We start from the raw sequence: 17,795 nt of genomic DNA, 5'->3' as shown, positions 1-17,795 counted from the left end.
TCGACACACTTACAGTCCTCGGCCGTCGGGCGCGCTGCTCGCGCCTATCGGGAGTATTCGGCTGAATTTCGCAGCATGTCCAGTTAGGTGATGCGTTCCGAATACGCGCGGACGCGGCCGATCGGAACCGCCCGGATGACCATCGCAACCAGTGCTTGCCAGGGGCAAGATCCTTGGATCCGCCACGGGCGATCGGCACTGGCTTCGTCCTTGCGCGTCGCAGCCCGTCGCGGATAGGCCGGCTTGCCCCCTCCGCACATGACCTAGCGTTCCGGCGGGCAGTTCTCTTCAAAAAAGCGCATTACGGAAAGGTTTTTTACACCATGCTCGACCATTCTGCGGCGAGGCGGGGCGTCGTCAAGATCGTCCGGTACCCGGTGTCAAGTTATGGTTCGCGACGATTCAGTCTCAGGCAACGTCGTTTCCGCTGCGCTGCGAGGCACCTCGCGGGCGTGGATCCACGTCGCTGTCTTCTCGACCATCGTCAATCTCCTGATGCTGACCGGCTCGATCTACATGATGCAGGTCTATGACCGCGTCCTGGCGAGCCGATCGGTGGCGACGCTGGTTGGCGTCTCGGTCATCGCGTTGGCGGCCTATGCCCTGCAAGGCTGGCTCGATCACATCCGACTCCAGATGCTCGGCCGCATCGGTGCCGCCGTCGATGCAGAGCTTGCACCGCTGACGGTCCGCGCCGCCATGAGCGCCCCGGTGAACGGCGCCAATCCGACCGACTCGCTCCAACCCTTCCGGGATCTGGCTGCACTCAGGACCTTCCTGAGCAGCCTGGGGCCGACGGCGCTGATCGACATTCCCTTCGCCCCGGTGTTCCTGTTCGTCTGCTTCATGCTGCATCCCTGGCTCGGCTGGCTGGCAATCGGCGGCATGCTGATGATCGTCGGGCTGACGGTGCTGACCGAGCGCTTCTCGGTCGCTCCCGGCAAGCGGGTCGCGCAGAGCGGCTCCGCCCAGTTCGCGATGCTGGAAACCGGCCGGCGCAATGCCGAAGCGATCTCGGCGCTGGGCATGAGCAGCTCATTCTCGGAGCGCTTCGACCTGATCCACGCCCGCCATGTCGATGACTACATGCAGCTTTCCCAGACGACGGGCCGCGTCAACTCCTTCGCTAAGATGTTCCGCCTCACCCTGCAATCGGCCGTTCTGGGGCTCGGCGCGCTCCTGGTGATCCGCGGCGAAATGTCGGGCGGTTCGATGCTGGCGGCTTCGGTCCTGACCAGCCGCGCGCTTGCGCCAGTCGAACTCGCGGTCGCCCATCTCAAGGCGTTCATCGCCGCACGGCAGGGCTATGCCAGGCTGAAGGCGATCCTGCCAGAGCATGAAGCGTCTCGGCGCGCCTTGTCTCTGCCGGCGCCCAGCCGCACGATCAGCGTCGAGGACGTCACCCTGAACCCGCCCAGCAGCCGCCGCTTCATCGTGATGAGCGTCCGCTTCCAATTGAGCGCCGGCCAGTCGCTCGGCCTGATCGGCCCTTCGGGCTCGGGGAAATCCAGCCTTGCTCGGGCTCTGGTGGGCATCTGGCAGCCGGCCCGCGGCGCGGTGCGGCTCGACGGCGCATTGATGACGCAATGGGATGGCGATAGCCTCGGCCGCTCGATCGGCTACCTGCCCCAGGATGTCGAACTATTCCCCGGCACCATCGCCGAGAACATCGCGCGCTTCGATCCTGAGGCCACCAGCGAGCGCATTCTGGCCGCGACCGCGATCGCCGGGGCCCATGACATGATCGTCGCCCTGCCGGAAGGCTATGAAACCGTCGTCGGCGAAGGCGGCGCGGCACTGTCGGGCGGCCAACGCCAGCGGATCGCGCTGGCGCGCGCGCTTTACGGCGATCCCTTCCTCGTCGTGCTTGACGAGCCGAACTCCAGCCTCGATGCGGATGGCGACAACGCGCTTGCCGCCGCGATCCAGTCGGTGAAGGCGCGACGCGGCGTCGTCATCGTGATCACGCATCGTCCCTCCGGTCTGTCAGCCGTCGATCTGGTGGGTGTCATGAACGAAGGCAGGCTCCAGGCCTTCGGGCCCCGCGACGAAGTGCTGGCCGCCACGACCCGCAGCGAACCGATGCCCGAGCGCGCGCCCCGTCCAGCCGCAGCCGCCGCCCCCGACACCGGCCCGCGCACGGCGGACGCGCTGGAGCCGTCCATCCGCGAGCTCCGGCGCATGGCCCGCACCATGCGCGACGCTGAAGAAGCGCGGGAAATGCTGGCGCAGGAACAGAGGGCCCATTCATGACCTCGTCATCCGGCCGCGACACGACCCGCTCGGGCACCCATGAACGCGCCATCAGGCGGCTGCGCCGCAGCGGCTATATCGCATCCAGCCTGTTCATCGGCACGGTCGGGGTATGGACAACCACAGTGTCGATCTCCGGGGCCGTCGTGGCTGCGGCGCAGTTCGTCGTCGAGAACAGCACCAAGAAAGTACAGCATCTGACCGGCGGTGTGGTCAGCGACATCAAGGTGCGCGAGGGTGCGCTCGTCCATCAGGGTGACGTCCTGATCCGCCTCGACGAGACAGTGACGCGCACCAATCTGCAGATCATCAGCCACCAGCTCGACGAGGCACGCGTCCGCTCCGCTCGTCTCGAAGCGGAACGCGACCAAGCGTCTCGACTGGAGTTCCCGGAGGCCCTCGCGTCGCGCAGCGCCGAGCCGAATTTCGCCGTGCTGCTGGCCGCCGAAAGGCGCCTTTTCGACGCCAGGGCCGCGGCCCGCAACGGCACGCGCTCGCAGCTGACGCGGCGCATCGACCAGCTCGGCAGCGAGATCACGGGCCTGAAAGGGCAGATGGAGGCCAAGGTGCGCGAAGCGGCGCTCACGGCGCGCGAACTAGAAGGCGTGCGCGGCCTCTACAAGCGCAATCTCGTCAGCCTCAGCCGCCTGTCGGGACTGGAGCGCGATGCCGTCGCGATCGATGGCGTTCATGGTCAGCTCGCGGCCCAGATCGCCCAGGCGGAAGGGAAGATCGCCGAGACGGAACTCCAGATCCTCCAGATCAACGAGGATCTCCGGACCGAGGTTCTACGCGATCTGCGCGAGAACGAAGCCAAGATCTCCGAGCTGGTGCAGCGCCGCGCCGCTGCAGAGGACCAGTTCAAGCGGATGGAAATCCGGGCGCCCTCCTCCGGCTATGTACATCAGCTCGCGGTCCACAATGTCGGCGGGGTGATCAATCCCGCCGAGCCGGTGATGCTGATCGTGCCGAGCGAGGAGCAGCTCAATCTCGAAGCGAAGGTCTCGCCGCTGGACTATGACCAGTTGCGGCTAGGCCAGCCCGTCATCGTTCGTATCCACGCCTTCAACCAGCGCACGACCCCGGAATTGCGCGGCAAGATCGCGCGCATGGCCCCCGACGTCTCGAAGGAACAGCAGACCGGGGCCAGCCTCTACACAATCCGGATTGCACTGCTGGAGGGCGAAATCGAGCGGCTCGCTCCGCTCGAAGTCAAGTCGGGCATGCAGGCTGAAGCCCTGGTCAAGACCGGCGACAGGACACCGCTGACCTTCCTGCTCAAGCCGCTCTCGGACCAGATCGCCAGGGCTTTCCGGGAACGCTGAGGCGCAAGCGCCTCAACCGCGATGGGGCAGTCGGGCAAGACACTCCCCTCACTGATAGATCTAAGGTCCCGTCGACGCATGGCGGCAGCGGCAGCGCTCGCATACCCCTGAAGATCAGGCATCGGATCGGCTCTGAAATTCGTTCGCCGCGTCGCCGCCCGCCTACCGACATCTACGGCAGGGTAGCGATAATGCTACCGCCAGCAAGAAGACAAATTAATGATTATTTAACAGTGCGATTGACGCTTTCAAACCCCTCAGTAAACAATTCATTAACCAGTAAAATCGGTTTACTGGTTAGGTGAGGGGAGTTAGTTGAATGGCGATCCCAGGACAACAAAACAAAATATACGGAACAGCGAAAAGCGACTTTCTCCGCGGAAGCAGCCAGGATGATTCGATCTTTGGCGGGGACAGAAGCGACATCCTCCTCGGGAAGAAGGGTAACGACTATATCGACGGCGGCAATGGCAACGATCTGCTGTTCGGCGGCGATGGCGACGACTGGCTGCTCGGTGGCGGCGGTGACGACATCTTGATCGGCGGCTGCGGCGCGGACCAGTTTCGCTTCGACGGCGCGCAGGTCTCGGGCTGCCGCGACACCGATGTCGTGGCCGACCTCAACTTCTCGCAGGGCGACAAACTCGTCGTCTACGGCTTCAAGGCCGGGACGTTCGACGACAAGGACGGCATCACGGAGACCGGTATCGGCAACGATCTCGACATCACCGTGCCCTACCCCGTCAACCCCGCTCGCTATGGCGAGGGCTTCGTGGCGGATTCGGTCGACGACCTCGTCGAGCTCGTCAAGTATTCGACCGGCGCAACCGCCCAGAAGGGCTTCTGCAATGCGCTGATCCTGAAGCTCGATGACGGCGTCCATCAGCAGACCATCGTGCTGAACGGCTGGGCCGACGCATTCGTCACCGCCGGCGGCGCCTACGGCATCTAATGCCGAAGGGGTATCGCGCGCTCCAGCGCGCGGTGCCCTGCCCTGTCGGTCTCCGCTCACCGACCTAGCCGGGACGGCTGTAGTCAGCTTAACCGGCGCAATCTCCTCCGCCCACCGACTTCGACAAACGGCCGGTCTTTGCGAATTACAAAGACTACTCCTCGCGGAACGCGCGATTCATGTGCTCGAACAGCGGCTTCATCAGAAAATTGGCAACCGTCCGCTCGGATGTCTTGATGAAGACCTCGGCCGGCATGCCGGGAATCAGCCGCAACTTGCCGAGACGCGCGCTTTCCTGGTCGCTGACGCGAACGCCGACGACATAGTACATCGCTCCGGTGCGGTCATCGCGCAGGATATCGGCGCCGATTCTGAAGATCGAGCCCTGCAACTCGGGTGTCGTGCGGCTGTTGAAGGCAGTGAAGCGCACGCGCGCCGACTGATCGGCATGGATCTGATCGATATCGATCGGGTTCACCTTGGCCTCGATGACCAGCGTGTCGCGCTCCGGCACGATGCTCATGACCGGCGAACCGGGCCCAATGACGCCGCCGACATTATGAATCTGCATCTGATGCACGATGCCGTCGCTGGGCGAGCGCAGGTCGATCCGACGCAGCTGGTCATCGGCCGTCGCGAGCTTTTCATTGAGCTCCGAAATCTTCGCTTCCGCTTCGCGACTGTCCTTCGCGACCTCCGTTTCAAGCGCCCTGTCGATCTGCAGGATCTGCAACTCGGTTTCGCTAATCCGCGCGTTGATCTGCGCGCCACGCGCCGTGAGTTCCCCGATCGTGCCCCGAATGCGGGCAACCTCGCGCTCCAACTGCGTCACGCGCGGCTTGGCGACGAGATTCTTGGCGAGCAGGCTGCGCATGTCGACGAGCTCGAGCTCGGCAACGCGCACCTGCTCCAAGGCCGACTTGTACTGCGCGTCCGTGCCCCTGATCTCCTGCTGCGACTGCTTGATCTGCTCGGCCAGCTGGGCGCGCTGGCCGACGCGGGTCCGTGCGCGCGCCGCGAACAGCGCCGTCTCGCTGGCCAATGCCTGCTTGATGTCGGGATCGGTAGCAGCCAGGGCCTTCAGATCGGCAGGGACAGTGATCGTGGCCGCCTGCTCCCGCTCGGCATTCAGGCGCGCCTGGCGAATCCGCTGGCTGTTGAGGTCGTTCACGATGATCTGCCGGTTGACCCGCGTGGCCGTCTCGTCAAGCCGCATCACGACGTCTCCGGCCGCGACACGCTGGCCTTCCTGAACCAGGATCGCGCCGACCACGCCGCCGACCGCGTGCTGCACCTTGTTGATATTGTGTTCGAGCACCACGGTGCCTGAGGCGATGACCGCACCTTCGAGCGGCGCCATCGTGCCCCAGGCCATCCCTGCGCCGACGAAGGTGACGCTGGCGATCAGTCCAAGCCGGATATACCAGCCCATTTCCCGGGGGCGCCGTCCCTCCACGGCATCCTTGCCTTTGAATTCGAGCAGCTCGGTCATGGCGAAACCCTCGATACGGCCTTGCGCGGGGACAAGCTGCTCATCTCACACTCCGGGGCGGCCCGAGGGGCCATTTTCGACACGCGGCAAACCCGGATTATTGCGAGCCGAAGCGAGGCCCGCCGGCGGAGCATCGCCGGTCGCAACCTGGGTCGCCGCCGTGTTGGCCATATTTTCCCGCAGGACTTCATTCTTGTCGCCATAGCCAACTACGAAGCCATCGCGCAATACAAGCAGAACATCCACAGCGGCGATCGCACTGGGCCGATGCGCGATAACGATCGCGATACCGCCGCGCTGCCGCACCTGCAGGATCGCGGCAGTCACGGCCTGCTCGCCATCGGCGTCGAGATTTGAATTCGGCTCGTCGAGGACGACGAGGAAGGGATCGTCATAGAGCGCCCGGGCCAGGCCGATGCGCTGCCGTTGGCCGGCCGAAAGATACAGTCCACCGGCCCCGACCCGCGTGTTCATGCCTTGCGGCATCGCCAGCAGCTGCTCGTAGCAGCCCGCCGCCAGGGCCGCCCGGTGGATCTTGTCGGCAGGCGCGTTCGGCTTGAACCGGCTGATGTTCTCGGCGATCGTTCCCTCGAACAATTGCACGTCATGCGGCAGATAGCCGACATGCTGTCCGAGCTGATCGGCGTTCCAATGCAGCAGCGAGGCCCCATCCAGCAACACCTGGCCGCGGGCGGGATGCCAGAGACCGACGAGCGCCCGACCAAGCGTCGATTTCCCGGAGGCCGAGTGACCGATAATGCCCAGACCCTGCCCGGCAGCGAGACGGAAATTAGCGCCCTTAATCAGCGGCCGCCCGTCCCCGGGGGCAACGACGACGATGTTCTCGACGCTCAGGGAGCGGTGCGGCGCCATGAGCAGCAGCTTGTCGTTGGACTGCCGCGCACCCTTCAGCAGCTCGGCGAGGCGGTTATAGCCGAACCGCGCCTGCTGGAAGCTGCGATAGCTCGACACGGCCATGTCGATCGGTGCGATGGTTCGTGAACTGATGATCGAGCCCGCGATGATCGTGCCGGCGGTCATCTCGCCCTTGATGACCAGATAGGCACCGAGACCGAGCGTCGCCGACTGGATGACCATGCGCAGCGTGCGCGAAGCCGAAGCCAGGCCGCTGGAAACGTCGTTGGCCTTCAGGGCCAGGGTGGAATAGCGATTGTTCTGCCCTTCCCAGCGCTGGCGCATGGCATCCAGCATGCCCATCGAGAGGATAGCCTCCGCCGCCTGCAGCGAGTTCGCCGCCAGCACGTTGCGGCGGGACGCCGCCTCGTAGGCGACCATCGTGGGCTTGTGCTGCTTGGCTTCGCTGACGACCGCCACAGTGAGCAGCAGCACGACGCAGAACACTGCAAACAGCCCGATGATCGGATGAAGCAGGAAGCACAGCACAAGATAGATCGGCAACCAGGGAAAGTCGAAGAATGCGACGGGGCCAGCCCCCGAGAGGAAACCGCGTATGGCCTCCAGATCGCGAAACGGCTGCATCTGTTCACCAGCCATCCCCGGACGGGAAGCCTGCAGCCTGACGAGATGGTTGTAGAGTACCGGGCCGGTGGCCAGATCGACCCGCTCCGCCACGCGCCCGAAGATGCGGGTCCGAATGATCTCGAGGGCACCCTGGAACGTAAAGGCGATCAGCGCCATGATGCTGAGCATGATCAGGGTCGGCACGCTTCCACTGAGCAGCACCCGGTCATAGACCTGCAGCATGTAGAACGAGCCGGTCAACATCAGGATGTTGATCAGGCCGCTGAAGAAAAACAGCGCCCAAAACGCTTGGCGGCAGGTCCGGAGAGCATCGGCCATGGGCGTGCTGGCCCGATCGCGGCCAAGCTGGATTGCATCGCCGAACGCCATTACAACTCCATGGGCAGTCGTGATCGCCAAGAAGAGCGTCGATTTGGCGTGCGCATCGCCAGTTCAGCCAGCGACTGTCCGGTTATAGCAGTACAATAGCCTTATTTCCAAGGCTCCGATGAGACCTCGTCTCCTTCACATGCCGTAGAGGTTAATCGGTCAGGCCCATGATGACCAACCCTGCGTCAAGGCAGCGTGCGGGCCACCGGCGATAGCGGCGGTGGCCGCGCCATGTGCAGGCCACGCTCAGCGATGCGCAGCCAGGACGAGATCGTTGCGGGTTTCAGCGTCGGCCCACATGCCGCGCTCGGAGCTGCGCGCTTCGCGCACGGCCGCGACATGCACACCGTCGACGGTCGGCCGGCCGATCCCGGAGCGGACGATCCACTCGGCCACGTCCACGCCATCGATCGCGCAGGAGATCACCTTCGGCACCGCGCCAGTGGGAGCCGACATGGTGCAGGTCATCTCCTTGCGCGTCACGAAGTTCACAAGCTGGACCCGCGCCCGCGACCCGCAAGCCGTCCGAACGCCGTCCGCGGTGCGGCAGACCTTGTTGAACGACATTCCGACGACACCCGGCAGATCGATCGTGCGCTCTTCCTGGGTGTCGAGCGCCACCACCGAGATAGCGACGCTGTCCCTCCGGATTGCCGAGCGATGCACGAGGAAGCGCTCCGTCGTCTCAGCGGCGACGACGCTCTTGGCCGGGAGAGAGCCCGTGGTGAGCACGGGAGCTTCGAACCCGACGGACGCAACCTGCTCCGCGGCGGGGGCCGGTTCATCGGCGCGGCTGGCGTCGATGCCATGGAACGAGGCGAAAGCCGCAATCATCGAGCCAGCGACAATCGCGCTAACCTTGCGACCAGACGTAACAACGAACGTATTCATGATGCTTCCCTGTCATTTTCAGTTCTTATCCTCAGCTAACACCTGAAAGTTTAAATCGACGTGTGGGAGCGTAGTTAAGTTTCCTCGCGATAATTCAGTTAATTGTTCCTATTTCATCGCCATCACTCGGCGAAATCGACAACTTTAATCATGCCGCTAACATTTGATTATCAAGGTCACGTAAACCATTGAGATTCCGGCAGTCCGATGGCAGGAAGCGTCGCCATGTCAGATGAGAACCGCCGATACAGACTGACCGGAAGCGCGGGTCGGCAAGTGCCCCAAGGTTTGCCGCTGCTCCGTACCGTCGGATACAATGCGACAGCGGACCGCCGTAAGACAGGCGCGATCGATATCGATCCGGCGTGTCGCGCCATCGCTCCATGCCGTTTGGCGGAACTGGCTTCGGAAGCCTGAAGTGGAATCCCTCACGTGACCCAGGCCAGCATGAAGCGCGTTTCCGTCATCATTCCCCATTTCGACGACCTGGACAGGCTTCGACACTGTCTCGACAGGCTCGACCACCAGACAGGTGGCCATGACGCGTATCGCGTCATCGTCGTCGACAACAATTCGCGTTGCGGGCTGGGAGAGGTCCGTCGGGTCGTCGGCGGATCCGCCGAGGTCATACTGGCCACCGAGCAGGGAGCGGGGCCGGCGCGGAATGCCGGAGTCGCGGCTTCCGATGGCGAGGTTCTCGCCTTTATCGATTCCGATTGCGTGCCGGCTGCGGATTGGATCGCCAAGGGCGTCCTGAGGCTTGAAGACGCGGATGTCGTCGGAGGCCGGGTTGATGTCCTGCCAGAGAAGCCGGGACATCTCAGCGCGACAGAAGCTTTCGAGTTCGGTGTTCGCGTTCGACTTCGAACGCTACATCACGAAGAAGCAGTTCACCGGCTCAGGCAACATGTTCGTTACGCGGGCGGTGTTCGACGCCGTGGGCGGCTTTCGGAAAGCGATATCCGAGGATGTCGATTGGAGCCACCGCGCGGTGGCGGCCGGCTATCGGTTGCGTTACGCGCCAGACGTCGTGATCGGCCACCCCGCCCGGCGCAATTGGGCCGAGCTGGTCTCGAAATGGCGCCGGCTGACGCGAGAAGGCTATCTTTACGCGCGTTCGCGCGGGCAGTCCCGATCGGCTTGGATCATGCGTTCGTTCTTCGTCCTCGCCTCGCCAATCCCGCATGCATGGAATGCAGCCGTCAGCTCGAAATTAACTTCCCCGACCGATCGCCTGAAGGCAATCGGCGTCCTGTTCGCGATCCGCGGCTATCGTTTTGTCGAAATGTGGCGGGTGATGCTGCGCGATGGCTCTCCATTCAACCACTCCAGCAGATCCGGCAAGGTGGGGCCGTCCAGGTGAGCGTCTCGGTCACGCTCGCCTCCTATCGCAGAGGACGATATTCGCGCACTGCTCGAAGCATTGGCTCAGCAGCATCGTCCCGATCTGTCCGTGTATGTCTGCGAGACTGGTTGCGAAAGCCTATGATGATCTCCTGCAAGCGCTGAAAGCGGACGGCTATGCCGCCTCGGAAGCCCGCTTGGATCCAGGTAGGCGGGTAAACCGAGCCGCGATGGCCATGTTGCCGAGTGGAGCCGCCGTCAACTTCTGCGAACCGGCCGGCGATCTCGGCTGGTGGGCTGGCATCATGGGTCACCGCTCGCACTGGGTGAGCACGAAATCATAAGCGTCAGTGAAACAGTCCCTGCGCGGGAGAGGTACAGGCTCGCGCCAGCCTCGCCGCCACAGCGGATCGCGTTGCCGGGGCACTCGCTGCGCTCGGACAATAGCGAGGACGACAGTTATGTGCCCCGCATCATCGACGAGAAGCTCTCGGACGTCACGATCGCATCACGCTTCTCATCGTCAGCGAGGCTAAAAGCCTCATATCGGGTCTCGACGTACGGGCCGGCTCACGCATGCATGCGACGACAGCGGCCGTGTCGCCTGCCGTTGGAGTGGTCCCGCTGGTCTATGGTCGCGAATTCAGCGGGTGGTTCACCGCGGTGGGATACCCGCTCGTCAGCGACTGCACGACGCAGGACGAGCGCGAGGTCGTGGCGCTGACGCTTGGCACCGTCGAGCAACGGGCTGCGCTCGCTGCCGCCGCCGCTCAAAGCAGCAATGCGATGGCTTGAGAGAGACTTGGGATTTGTAGCGGCTACCTCACCGCCCGGATGCGCTCCATCGGCCGCCAGAACATTTTGTAACGGCGCGATCGGGAATAAAGCTCAGCCAAGACGCTCAATGGCACACATCGAACTGCGCCCCTGCGTACCGCGCACAGTGCTTGTCGCGGCAGCGTGCTCACATGTAGATCCGAGTCTAAAGCATGAATGCCGCCACCACGCGACGCGCTCAGCATATATATTAACAGTTTTCTCCTGAAGAATTTCCCCACCGTACCGCACAGCGACCAGATTCTCTGCATCAAGACTTGAAAAATCTCGATGCGCGAAAATTCATCAAATTTTAGCGCATCTCTTAAACCATTGAAAATAAACAGTTTTATCAAAAATCCCATCAAGATAACGCCCTAATGATCGCGCTATCCGCCGACGATCGACACACTTGACAACGTTACGTTAGTGTTTGATAAACCTTTCCACCAAGCGGTTGGATTATTGCGGCGGCTTATCCTCGCCTCTCGGGCGACCTCGATTAAGTGGAAGGGTAATAAAATGAACGACGTTATCGGCAACCCGCATACAGACGACAACCTTGTCGGCACGGCTGCCAACGACAAGATGCAGGGCCTGAGCGGCAATGACGTCATTTTCGGCGGCAAGGGCAACGACCTGATCATCGGCGGCGCGGGCTCCGACGTCATGACCGGCGGCCTTGGCGCTGACACGTTCCAATGGAGCGCTGGCCACATCACGAACGGCGCGACCGACTACATCACCGATTTCGACATTCGTCAGAACGACGCGCTGAGCTTCCTCAGCTCCGGCGGCGGCCAGAACGTCGAGATCGTCGGGGGTAACCAAGGGCTACCTCAACGTCACCACTGCGAACGGCGTCGACCTGCAGAACAACGTCGCCACCGGCACGGATATCACCTTCACGATCAAGAACTCCGTGACGGGCGCCACCCAGGAAATCGTTCTGCTCGATGCTTGGTCCGGTAGCCTGAGCGCCAAGTGGGATGCTTACCTGGCTACGCTGGGCACCCACTTCTGAGCCTTAGCCGGATCACATTTGATAGCCGCGACGCGAAAGCGTCGCGGTTTTTCTATTCCGCCATGCAGAGCTCGACGCATTTCACTCGCGAAGCTGAGCCGCATTTAACGCCGAGAGCAAGCAATAATAGCTGCGCCGGCCGCGCGGATCATACATCCCCGCGAAAGCTGCTTTCGGCAAGAATTTAAAAACACCTTTGGGATAATATTTCGCGCCCTCCGGCCATCATGTCCGGAACCAATTCAGGCTAGGAAGAACTCGGCTTCCTTGGGGATGGCATGCACCTTATATCTGCGGCTGTAAGACCAAGGTCCCGCACTCCGAAGAATGGCGGCAAACGAGAACAATGACTCAAGCCGCCCCTCCCCCCTTTCGCAGCCGTGCCCGGCTGCCAAAACCAAAGCGCGCCCTGATGAAGGTGGCACTCGGGCTGCGCAACAAGCTCCTAGAGATGCGATTGTGGTGGCTGCGTCGCTATCTCGGAATGGACCTTCACCCAGGCTGTCGTATATCGCTCAAAGCCAATCTCGACTGGACCAATCCGAGTGGCGTCCATGTTGATGACGGCACCTATATCGCATTCGAAGCGGTGATCCTGACGCATGACATGTCACGCGTTCTGACGACGGACACCTATATTGGCAAGAACTGCTTCATCGGCGCCCACTCCATCATCATGCCCGGAGTGCGCGTCGGTGACCATTGCATCGTCGCGACTGGCGCCGTAGTGGTCCAAGATGTGCCACCCAATTCTATTGTCGGTGGCAATCCAGCAAAGATCCTTCGGTCCGACATCAAGACCGGTCGCTGGGGCATATTGCAAGAGCACTTTGAAGCCGGTTATGCCGAGGGCGCAGTTCTCCGCGAAAGAAACGGCATCAAAACTGGCTGAGCACGCGCCCCTCGAAGAGTTTGCGGCAGCGGCTACTTTGGCTATTGGCGGCGTGTGAGATAGGCGCGCGGCGCGCCCGCCCCGACCATGGCAACCGGAACCCGCAAGGGCCGCTTGCGAAGTATGGGCGCATTCGCGGTCGCGGCGACGCTTGCCGCGGCTGAGGGCTGGATTCCAGTCCGGATGACAAGCCCCAATGCCATCGTCGCGAAGGCCAGCATCTGCGTGTCGATCTGCGAAAGAACGAGCTTGGTTGTTACGAAAGCGGCGAGGGAAAGCGCGACAGCACCGCCGATGTAATTTGGCCTTTCGTCGTCGCGCAGGCTTGTGCGAATGCCGGCTATGATCGTCCAGGCAATCATCCCGAGAAATCCGGCGGTTCCTACGAGCCCGACTTCGAGCAGCAAATTCAGTGCGTAGCTGTCGATCGTCAGGACGCCGGCCAAATTTTGAAACCCGAGCGTCTCGGCACCGATGCCGACGCCGTGCCCAAAAAGCGGTCTCTCTGCAATTCGCGGGATCGCCCGCGCGAGCTGCTCAAGTCGCCCGTCGGTACTCGCCTGGTGCTGGCCGCTGCCAATCGTCATCGATTGCAAACGCGGGCTCGCGACATAGGCCGCCGCGAAGGCCGCCAAGGCAAAGGGGAGCATCAGCATGAGGAACGGCCCCAGCATGCTGCGCTTGTTCGCCTTCCTCACACGCATCACATGAACGATCAGAAACAGCAGCAGAACGACGATCGTTCCAACGGTGCCGAGACGCGAACCCGATAAGAACTGGGCAGGCAAAATCGCGATGGCCGTAGCCAAGGCTGCAAAGCGAACGAAACGCGAGCGCGCGCCAATAAACGCGAAAATCGCGAAAGGAAGCATCATCACTAGGAATTCCGCGTAGACAAGGCTGACCGAGAAAGAGCCTTGAACGCGGTATCCATCCACCCGGAATTGCCCTTGAATGATGCGCTGCAAGACTTCCGAGTCGGCGCCGAAACCGGGAGGAAGGAAATCCAGCCAGAGCAAACGCTCAAACCTGGCCTCGACAAACCCCATCCCGCACTGGATCGCAGCGAACACGACAAAGAGCCCCGCGACGAGCCGCAACCGCTGCTCGGTTGTGATCAGGGAAATCGTCGCGAGGAACGGAAACGTCCAGGTGAACTGGAACAAAAGGAACTTGGTCAGTGACTGGGAAAGCAGGCGAGAGGTTGGCAAACTCAAAACCTGCGCCGCGATGAAAATCCCGAAAAACACGAAAAACATCCGGTTCTCACGGAGGTGGCGACGAAGCGTGCTCTCGATCTCCGAAGATTGACGATAGGCGTACAGCCAAACGAAAAACAACATCGCAAGGGCGATACGAACCGGGCTCAACCACGGCAAACCGCTAATTCTCAAAGAGATATAATGCGGATAAAGAGAGTACAGCGATAAAAACGTAAGATACAGGCCCCAACAAACACGGTCGTCGAACGCCTTCTTCCTCGGCATCGAGAAAATCCCGACGACGATGATAACGCCCAAAACCAGAAAATAGACCTCCAGCCCGCCTTCAAGAGCAGCCGGCAGGAATAAGCCAACAAAGGCGCCGAACAATACAACCGCCAATGCCCACCGGGCATCGGCGTTGACCGATAATCTGGATCTGTCTGTCTCGTGAGGGCTCGCTAGGCTCACCTCACCGCCTCGATCGCCGGATCGAGCATCTTGGGCGCCTCGTCACGCAAGCGCCCGGCCAGCCGATCGAAACTCGGTGGCAGCTTGGCCATAGCCTTCGACAGCTTTTGCCCCTTGATATCGCCCAGTAGCGGAGCGTTGAAGTACGCGGTCAGATCATCCGAACAACGTACGCGCCGATCAAACATCTCCCGAAGGAAGGCAAGCGCCAACCCAAAGGCCAGCCCAAGCGCAGCGGCGAGTGCCATGACCAGCGGGATACGCGGCCAGCTCGGGCTGGACGGTATAGCCGCCTGAGACAGGATGCTCGTGTTGCCTTGAGATGCCGCACTCTCGACGATCGAACGCTCGCGACGCTGCACGAGAAGATCGATCTGCGACCTCAGGCTTTCGATCTCGCGGTCCAGAGCGACGGCTTCGGCGCGGCTTTTGACCTGGTCGTGCCGCTGTGTCTCGTCGCGGCTCATCTGGGTCCCTGTCTCCTCAACGCGCCGCTCGGCTGCCGCCAGTTCGCGCTCCTTGTCGGCGATCAAATCCGCACGCAACCGAACCGAGGCAGCCTCGACCTGAACCTTCGACTGCTGCAGGTTTGTTCTGAGGAACTGAATTCTCCGATGGCTCTCGCCAAGCAACGGCAACTCGCGTTTCAGCGCAAGTTCGGTGTCGGTCACCTGCTTGCGCAGGGCCAGCAGCTCGGGATTCTCCGCTGCAGGGCCCTGCCCGTTACGCGCCATTTCGAGCGCTGCCTTTGCTTGGAGCACCGCATTGCGCGCGTTTGCCATCTGAGTTGCCATCGACGACAACGGATCCTGCGCGCCCGTCGCCTCGACGTCCCCCCGACGGATCGCTTGGAGCCTGAGCTCTGAGCGCTTCGTCTCGACCTCAAGGAAGCGAACGCGCAGCAACGCCAGCCTCTCATCGTACCATTTGGAGAGCTCCTGAGCCGACCCTACGCGAAGTTCGACGTCCTTGCGCAGGAAAGCACCCGCAAAGGCATTGGCCATTTTCGCGGCAAGCTCCCGGTCATCGCTGCGATAGCTGATAGAAATAACATCGCTGGCAGCCTGACGCATGACCTCCAAACCACGCATCAGGACGCTGGCGACCCAATCGTCAATCTGCTCGCCCTCCTGAGCTCTCGCCGCGAACGCGGCTTTCCAGGCCGGATCGGCGGCCAGCTTCTCACGTTCGACGACGAGCAACGCCGTACCGCGGCTGCGAATAGCCTCAACCTGCGTGCTGATGTAATTTCTGACGACAGCGCCGGGGACCTGTGCGTTCGTCGCTCCGTTCGCGTCCGCCAAGTTGACGTAAAGCTGGGCCGTCGCGGTGTATTGCGGCTTTATCAAACGCGTCGCCACAAAGGCAGAAAGGACCGAGGCTGCGAAAACACACCAGATGATCCAGTGCCGGCTCGACAATATTTTCCAAAGCTGGTGCAGATTCATGTGTAATCTCGCCCGCCCGTGACCTTGTTTTCACGTTTTCAGTAGCAGCCAAAGTGGCATTATCGTCCAACGCAGCTATTCCCGCACGTTATCGAGGAAGCTCTAAGGCGATGTCCGCTTTGCTATTCTGATAAGGTTTTTCTCGTTGCGTTGCAACAGCCGCCCCATGAAAAACGAGGGATGCTTAACCTTGCGGCGCCCTATTTTACGCCGCCCCTTCACACCCTCGCCGAAATGGCCGCACTTTCTCAAACATGCAATGCTTGGAGGTTGGTCTGCGCCCGCGGAAGGCGGTCCAGCGCCCGGCCGCAGAGAATCGAGATGCAGAGTTCAGCTCGGGGATCAACAAACTGGCATAGCGGCACCGGGCCCGGCGTGACGGTCAGCAGGCCGAACTCCGGCGACGCAAGAAGATCGATCGCCTGCTCAACCTTCTGAACGAAGTCGGCGCTTGCCGGCACCTTGGTCAAAACCTCGCAGACATCGTTGATCGTGAATCGATCCGAGGAGTCACGCCTGCATTTGAGCATCGCAACGAAGAGAGATGCATTCGCCCCTGATGCGCTGATGAAGCGCCCCGCCTGACCAAAACCCGCCGAATCCAGATAGCCAAGCAACTCCTCGGTGCCGGACCTGAAGTCCTCGATCTCGACGAAGGCGGAGCCCCGCAAAAGCGACATCTTTGCAGCTTTGAGTCCGACCAGACGCGCGATATAAGGCCGCCCATACGAGATGCTGACGATAGCGTCCGTCACATCCGGGCGCATCTCGACATCAGCATGCCTGGAAGCCAATACAAGGGTGTCGCGAATCTGCTGGTCAGACATGCTCGTCAGGCGCACGACGTAAAGCACGCGCGCGATCGACGAATGCTCCCCCACCAGATTATCGACAACATCGCCAACGCCGACGATGACGATCTGAACCGGGATCGCGCGATCCGACAACACCTTCATGATCTCGGTGAGATCGCGTGTCAGGGTTGGGTTCTCATTGCGGTCGAACTCGTCGATCACGATCAGGAGCCGCGTGCTCCTGATGCGTGCCAGCACGTCCGCGAGAATTTGCGGCGTCATCTCGCCTTGCGGTGCGAGCGCTTCGAAACTGAGGTTGGGGTCGACAGCCTCATTGCGTGGGTCGAATTGCTGATCGTAGCGGATCGGCAACTCGGACAGCGCGGACCGGAAGATCGAATCGATCGTGCTTTCGCGCGTGCAAGACACGTAGGAGCAATGATAGCCGACGCGGCGCGCCACCGAAGACATCGCCAGAGCCAGCGAGGTCTTTCCGGTGCCCCGACCACCGAACAGAACCAGATGGTTGCGATGCTCCTCGATCGCCGTAATCACCTGCGTCAGGGTGCTCGCGCGTCCTGCGAACTGCGCGATGCTCTGCGTCGGCTGGCTCGGTGCGAAGGATTTGATCGCGCGCAGCAGCCTCTCGCTCCCGACGTCTCCGAGCATGCTGTCGGAGGCCAGGAAGCGAAAAGCCATTTCTTCATCGGCATCAGCCGGAGGCCGGCCGCGGCCGCGCGACTGCGTGGGATCCTGACGCTGCCCTCTTCCTGCGGATGCAAACCCCGACCGGCGGCCGGACAGACTTGCAATCACATTCTTGACGAAAGACATTTCCTACCTACCGGGGCTACTCGTCGATTCCAGAACCAAGGCGGTAGCCGAGGTTCTTGATGCGTTTATCACAGTGTCAGCAAAATCGCACATCGCCGACGACCTGCCGTTAAGATAGTCTCCAGCAAAAAACGGGCCGCCCAATACCGATCACCGAATTTTATTGAAGAATAGCTCGGCAGGCC

Annotated in this window: 13 protein-coding genes and 1 pseudogene; 8 read left to right on the top strand and 6 right to left on the bottom strand. The window is 61.8% G+C overall.

Features of this window, described 5'->3' with window-relative positions:
• The first annotated feature begins 387 nt into the window (after nucleotides 1-387).
• From ACFJGT_RS02420 to ACFJGT_RS02410, 3 genes are all read left to right on the top strand, one after another.
• Entirely contained in the window at nucleotides 388-2,253 is a 1,866-nt protein-coding gene (locus ACFJGT_RS02420; protein ID WP_377845503.1) for a type I secretion system permease/ATPase, read from the top strand.
• Nucleotides 2,250-3,578 carry an HlyD family type I secretion periplasmic adaptor subunit gene (locus ACFJGT_RS02415; RefSeq protein ID WP_377845501.1) on the top strand — a complete coding sequence of 443 codons (1,329 nt, stop codon included), beginning with the start codon at nucleotides 2,250-2,252 and terminating at the stop codon, nucleotides 3,576-3,578. The genes ACFJGT_RS02420 and ACFJGT_RS02415 overlap by 4 nt, the downstream gene beginning before the upstream one ends.
• A gap of 319 nt (nucleotides 3,579-3,897) precedes the next feature.
• On the top strand, nucleotides 3,898-4,530 hold the full coding sequence (locus ACFJGT_RS02410; protein ID WP_377845499.1) for a hypothetical protein: 633 nt from the start codon (nucleotides 3,898-3,900) through the stop codon (nucleotides 4,528-4,530).
• A 154-nt stretch (nucleotides 4,531-4,684) separates the two neighbouring features.
• Here ACFJGT_RS02410 and ACFJGT_RS02405 read toward each other — a convergent pair whose 3' ends face one another.
• From ACFJGT_RS02405 to ACFJGT_RS02395, 3 genes are all read right to left on the bottom strand, one after another.
• Nucleotides 4,685-6,022, bottom strand: a complete 1,338-nt coding sequence (locus ACFJGT_RS02405; protein WP_377845497.1) for an HlyD family type I secretion periplasmic adaptor subunit — start codon at nucleotides 6,020-6,022, stop codon at nucleotides 4,685-4,687.
• 45 nt (nucleotides 6,023-6,067) lie between these two features.
• Nucleotides 6,068-7,894, bottom strand: coding sequence for a type I secretion system permease/ATPase (locus tag ACFJGT_RS02400; protein WP_377845495.1), 1,827 nt, complete (start codon nucleotides 7,892-7,894; stop codon nucleotides 6,068-6,070).
• A gap of 246 nt (nucleotides 7,895-8,140) precedes the next feature.
• On the bottom strand, nucleotides 8,141-8,785 hold the full coding sequence (locus tag ACFJGT_RS02395) for a hypothetical protein (RefSeq protein WP_377845492.1): 645 nt from the start codon (nucleotides 8,783-8,785) through the stop codon (nucleotides 8,141-8,143).
• A 447-nt stretch (nucleotides 8,786-9,232) separates the two neighbouring features.
• Between ACFJGT_RS02395 and ACFJGT_RS02390 the strand changes: the two are divergent.
• From ACFJGT_RS02390 to ACFJGT_RS02370, 5 genes and pseudogenes are all read left to right on the top strand, one after another.
• A pseudogene (locus ACFJGT_RS02390) lies at nucleotides 9,233-9,580 on the top strand (glycosyltransferase family 2 protein); the annotation flags it as partial.
• Nucleotides 9,581-9,632: 52 nt separating this feature from the next.
• Nucleotides 9,633-10,148 carry a glycosyltransferase family 2 protein gene (locus ACFJGT_RS02385; RefSeq protein WP_377845490.1) on the top strand — a complete coding sequence of 172 codons (516 nt, stop codon included), beginning with the start codon at nucleotides 9,633-9,635 and terminating at the stop codon, nucleotides 10,146-10,148.
• 578 nt (nucleotides 10,149-10,726) lie between these two features.
• Entirely contained in the window at nucleotides 10,727-10,924 is a 198-nt protein-coding gene (locus ACFJGT_RS02380; RefSeq protein ID WP_377845488.1) for a hypothetical protein, read from the top strand.
• A gap of 543 nt (nucleotides 10,925-11,467) precedes the next feature.
• Nucleotides 11,468-11,917, top strand: a complete 450-nt coding sequence (locus ACFJGT_RS02375; RefSeq protein WP_377845486.1) for a hypothetical protein — start codon at nucleotides 11,468-11,470, stop codon at nucleotides 11,915-11,917.
• Nucleotides 11,918-12,315: 398 nt separating this feature from the next.
• Nucleotides 12,316-12,861, top strand: a complete 546-nt coding sequence (locus tag ACFJGT_RS02370) for an acyltransferase (protein ID WP_377845484.1) — start codon at nucleotides 12,316-12,318, stop codon at nucleotides 12,859-12,861.
• Between the two features lie 41 nt (nucleotides 12,862-12,902).
• Here ACFJGT_RS02370 and ACFJGT_RS02365 read toward each other — a convergent pair whose 3' ends face one another.
• From ACFJGT_RS02365 to ACFJGT_RS02355, 3 genes are all read right to left on the bottom strand, one after another.
• Nucleotides 12,903-14,453, bottom strand: a complete 1,551-nt coding sequence (locus tag ACFJGT_RS02365) for an O-antigen ligase family protein (RefSeq protein WP_377845482.1) — start codon at nucleotides 14,451-14,453, stop codon at nucleotides 12,903-12,905.
• 77 nt (nucleotides 14,454-14,530) lie between these two features.
• Complete coding sequence (locus ACFJGT_RS02360) at nucleotides 14,531-15,982, bottom strand: GumC family protein (RefSeq protein WP_377845480.1); 1,452 nt, start codon at nucleotides 15,980-15,982, stop codon at nucleotides 14,531-14,533.
• A gap of 248 nt (nucleotides 15,983-16,230) precedes the next feature.
• The gene (locus ACFJGT_RS02355; RefSeq protein ID WP_377845477.1) at nucleotides 16,231-17,610 is read right to left on the bottom strand and encodes an ATP-binding protein; all 1,380 of its coding nucleotides are present in this window, start codon (nucleotides 17,608-17,610) and stop codon (nucleotides 16,231-16,233) included.
• Between the last annotated feature and the right edge of the window lie 185 nt (nucleotides 17,611-17,795).

The organism is Allobosea sp. UC22_33 (genome assembly GCF_042700715.1).
GTDB lineage: Bacteria > Pseudomonadota > Alphaproteobacteria > Rhizobiales > Beijerinckiaceae > Allobosea.
Note: the sequence above shows the minus strand (reverse complement) of the source record. Positions and strands in the feature narration are given on the sequence as shown.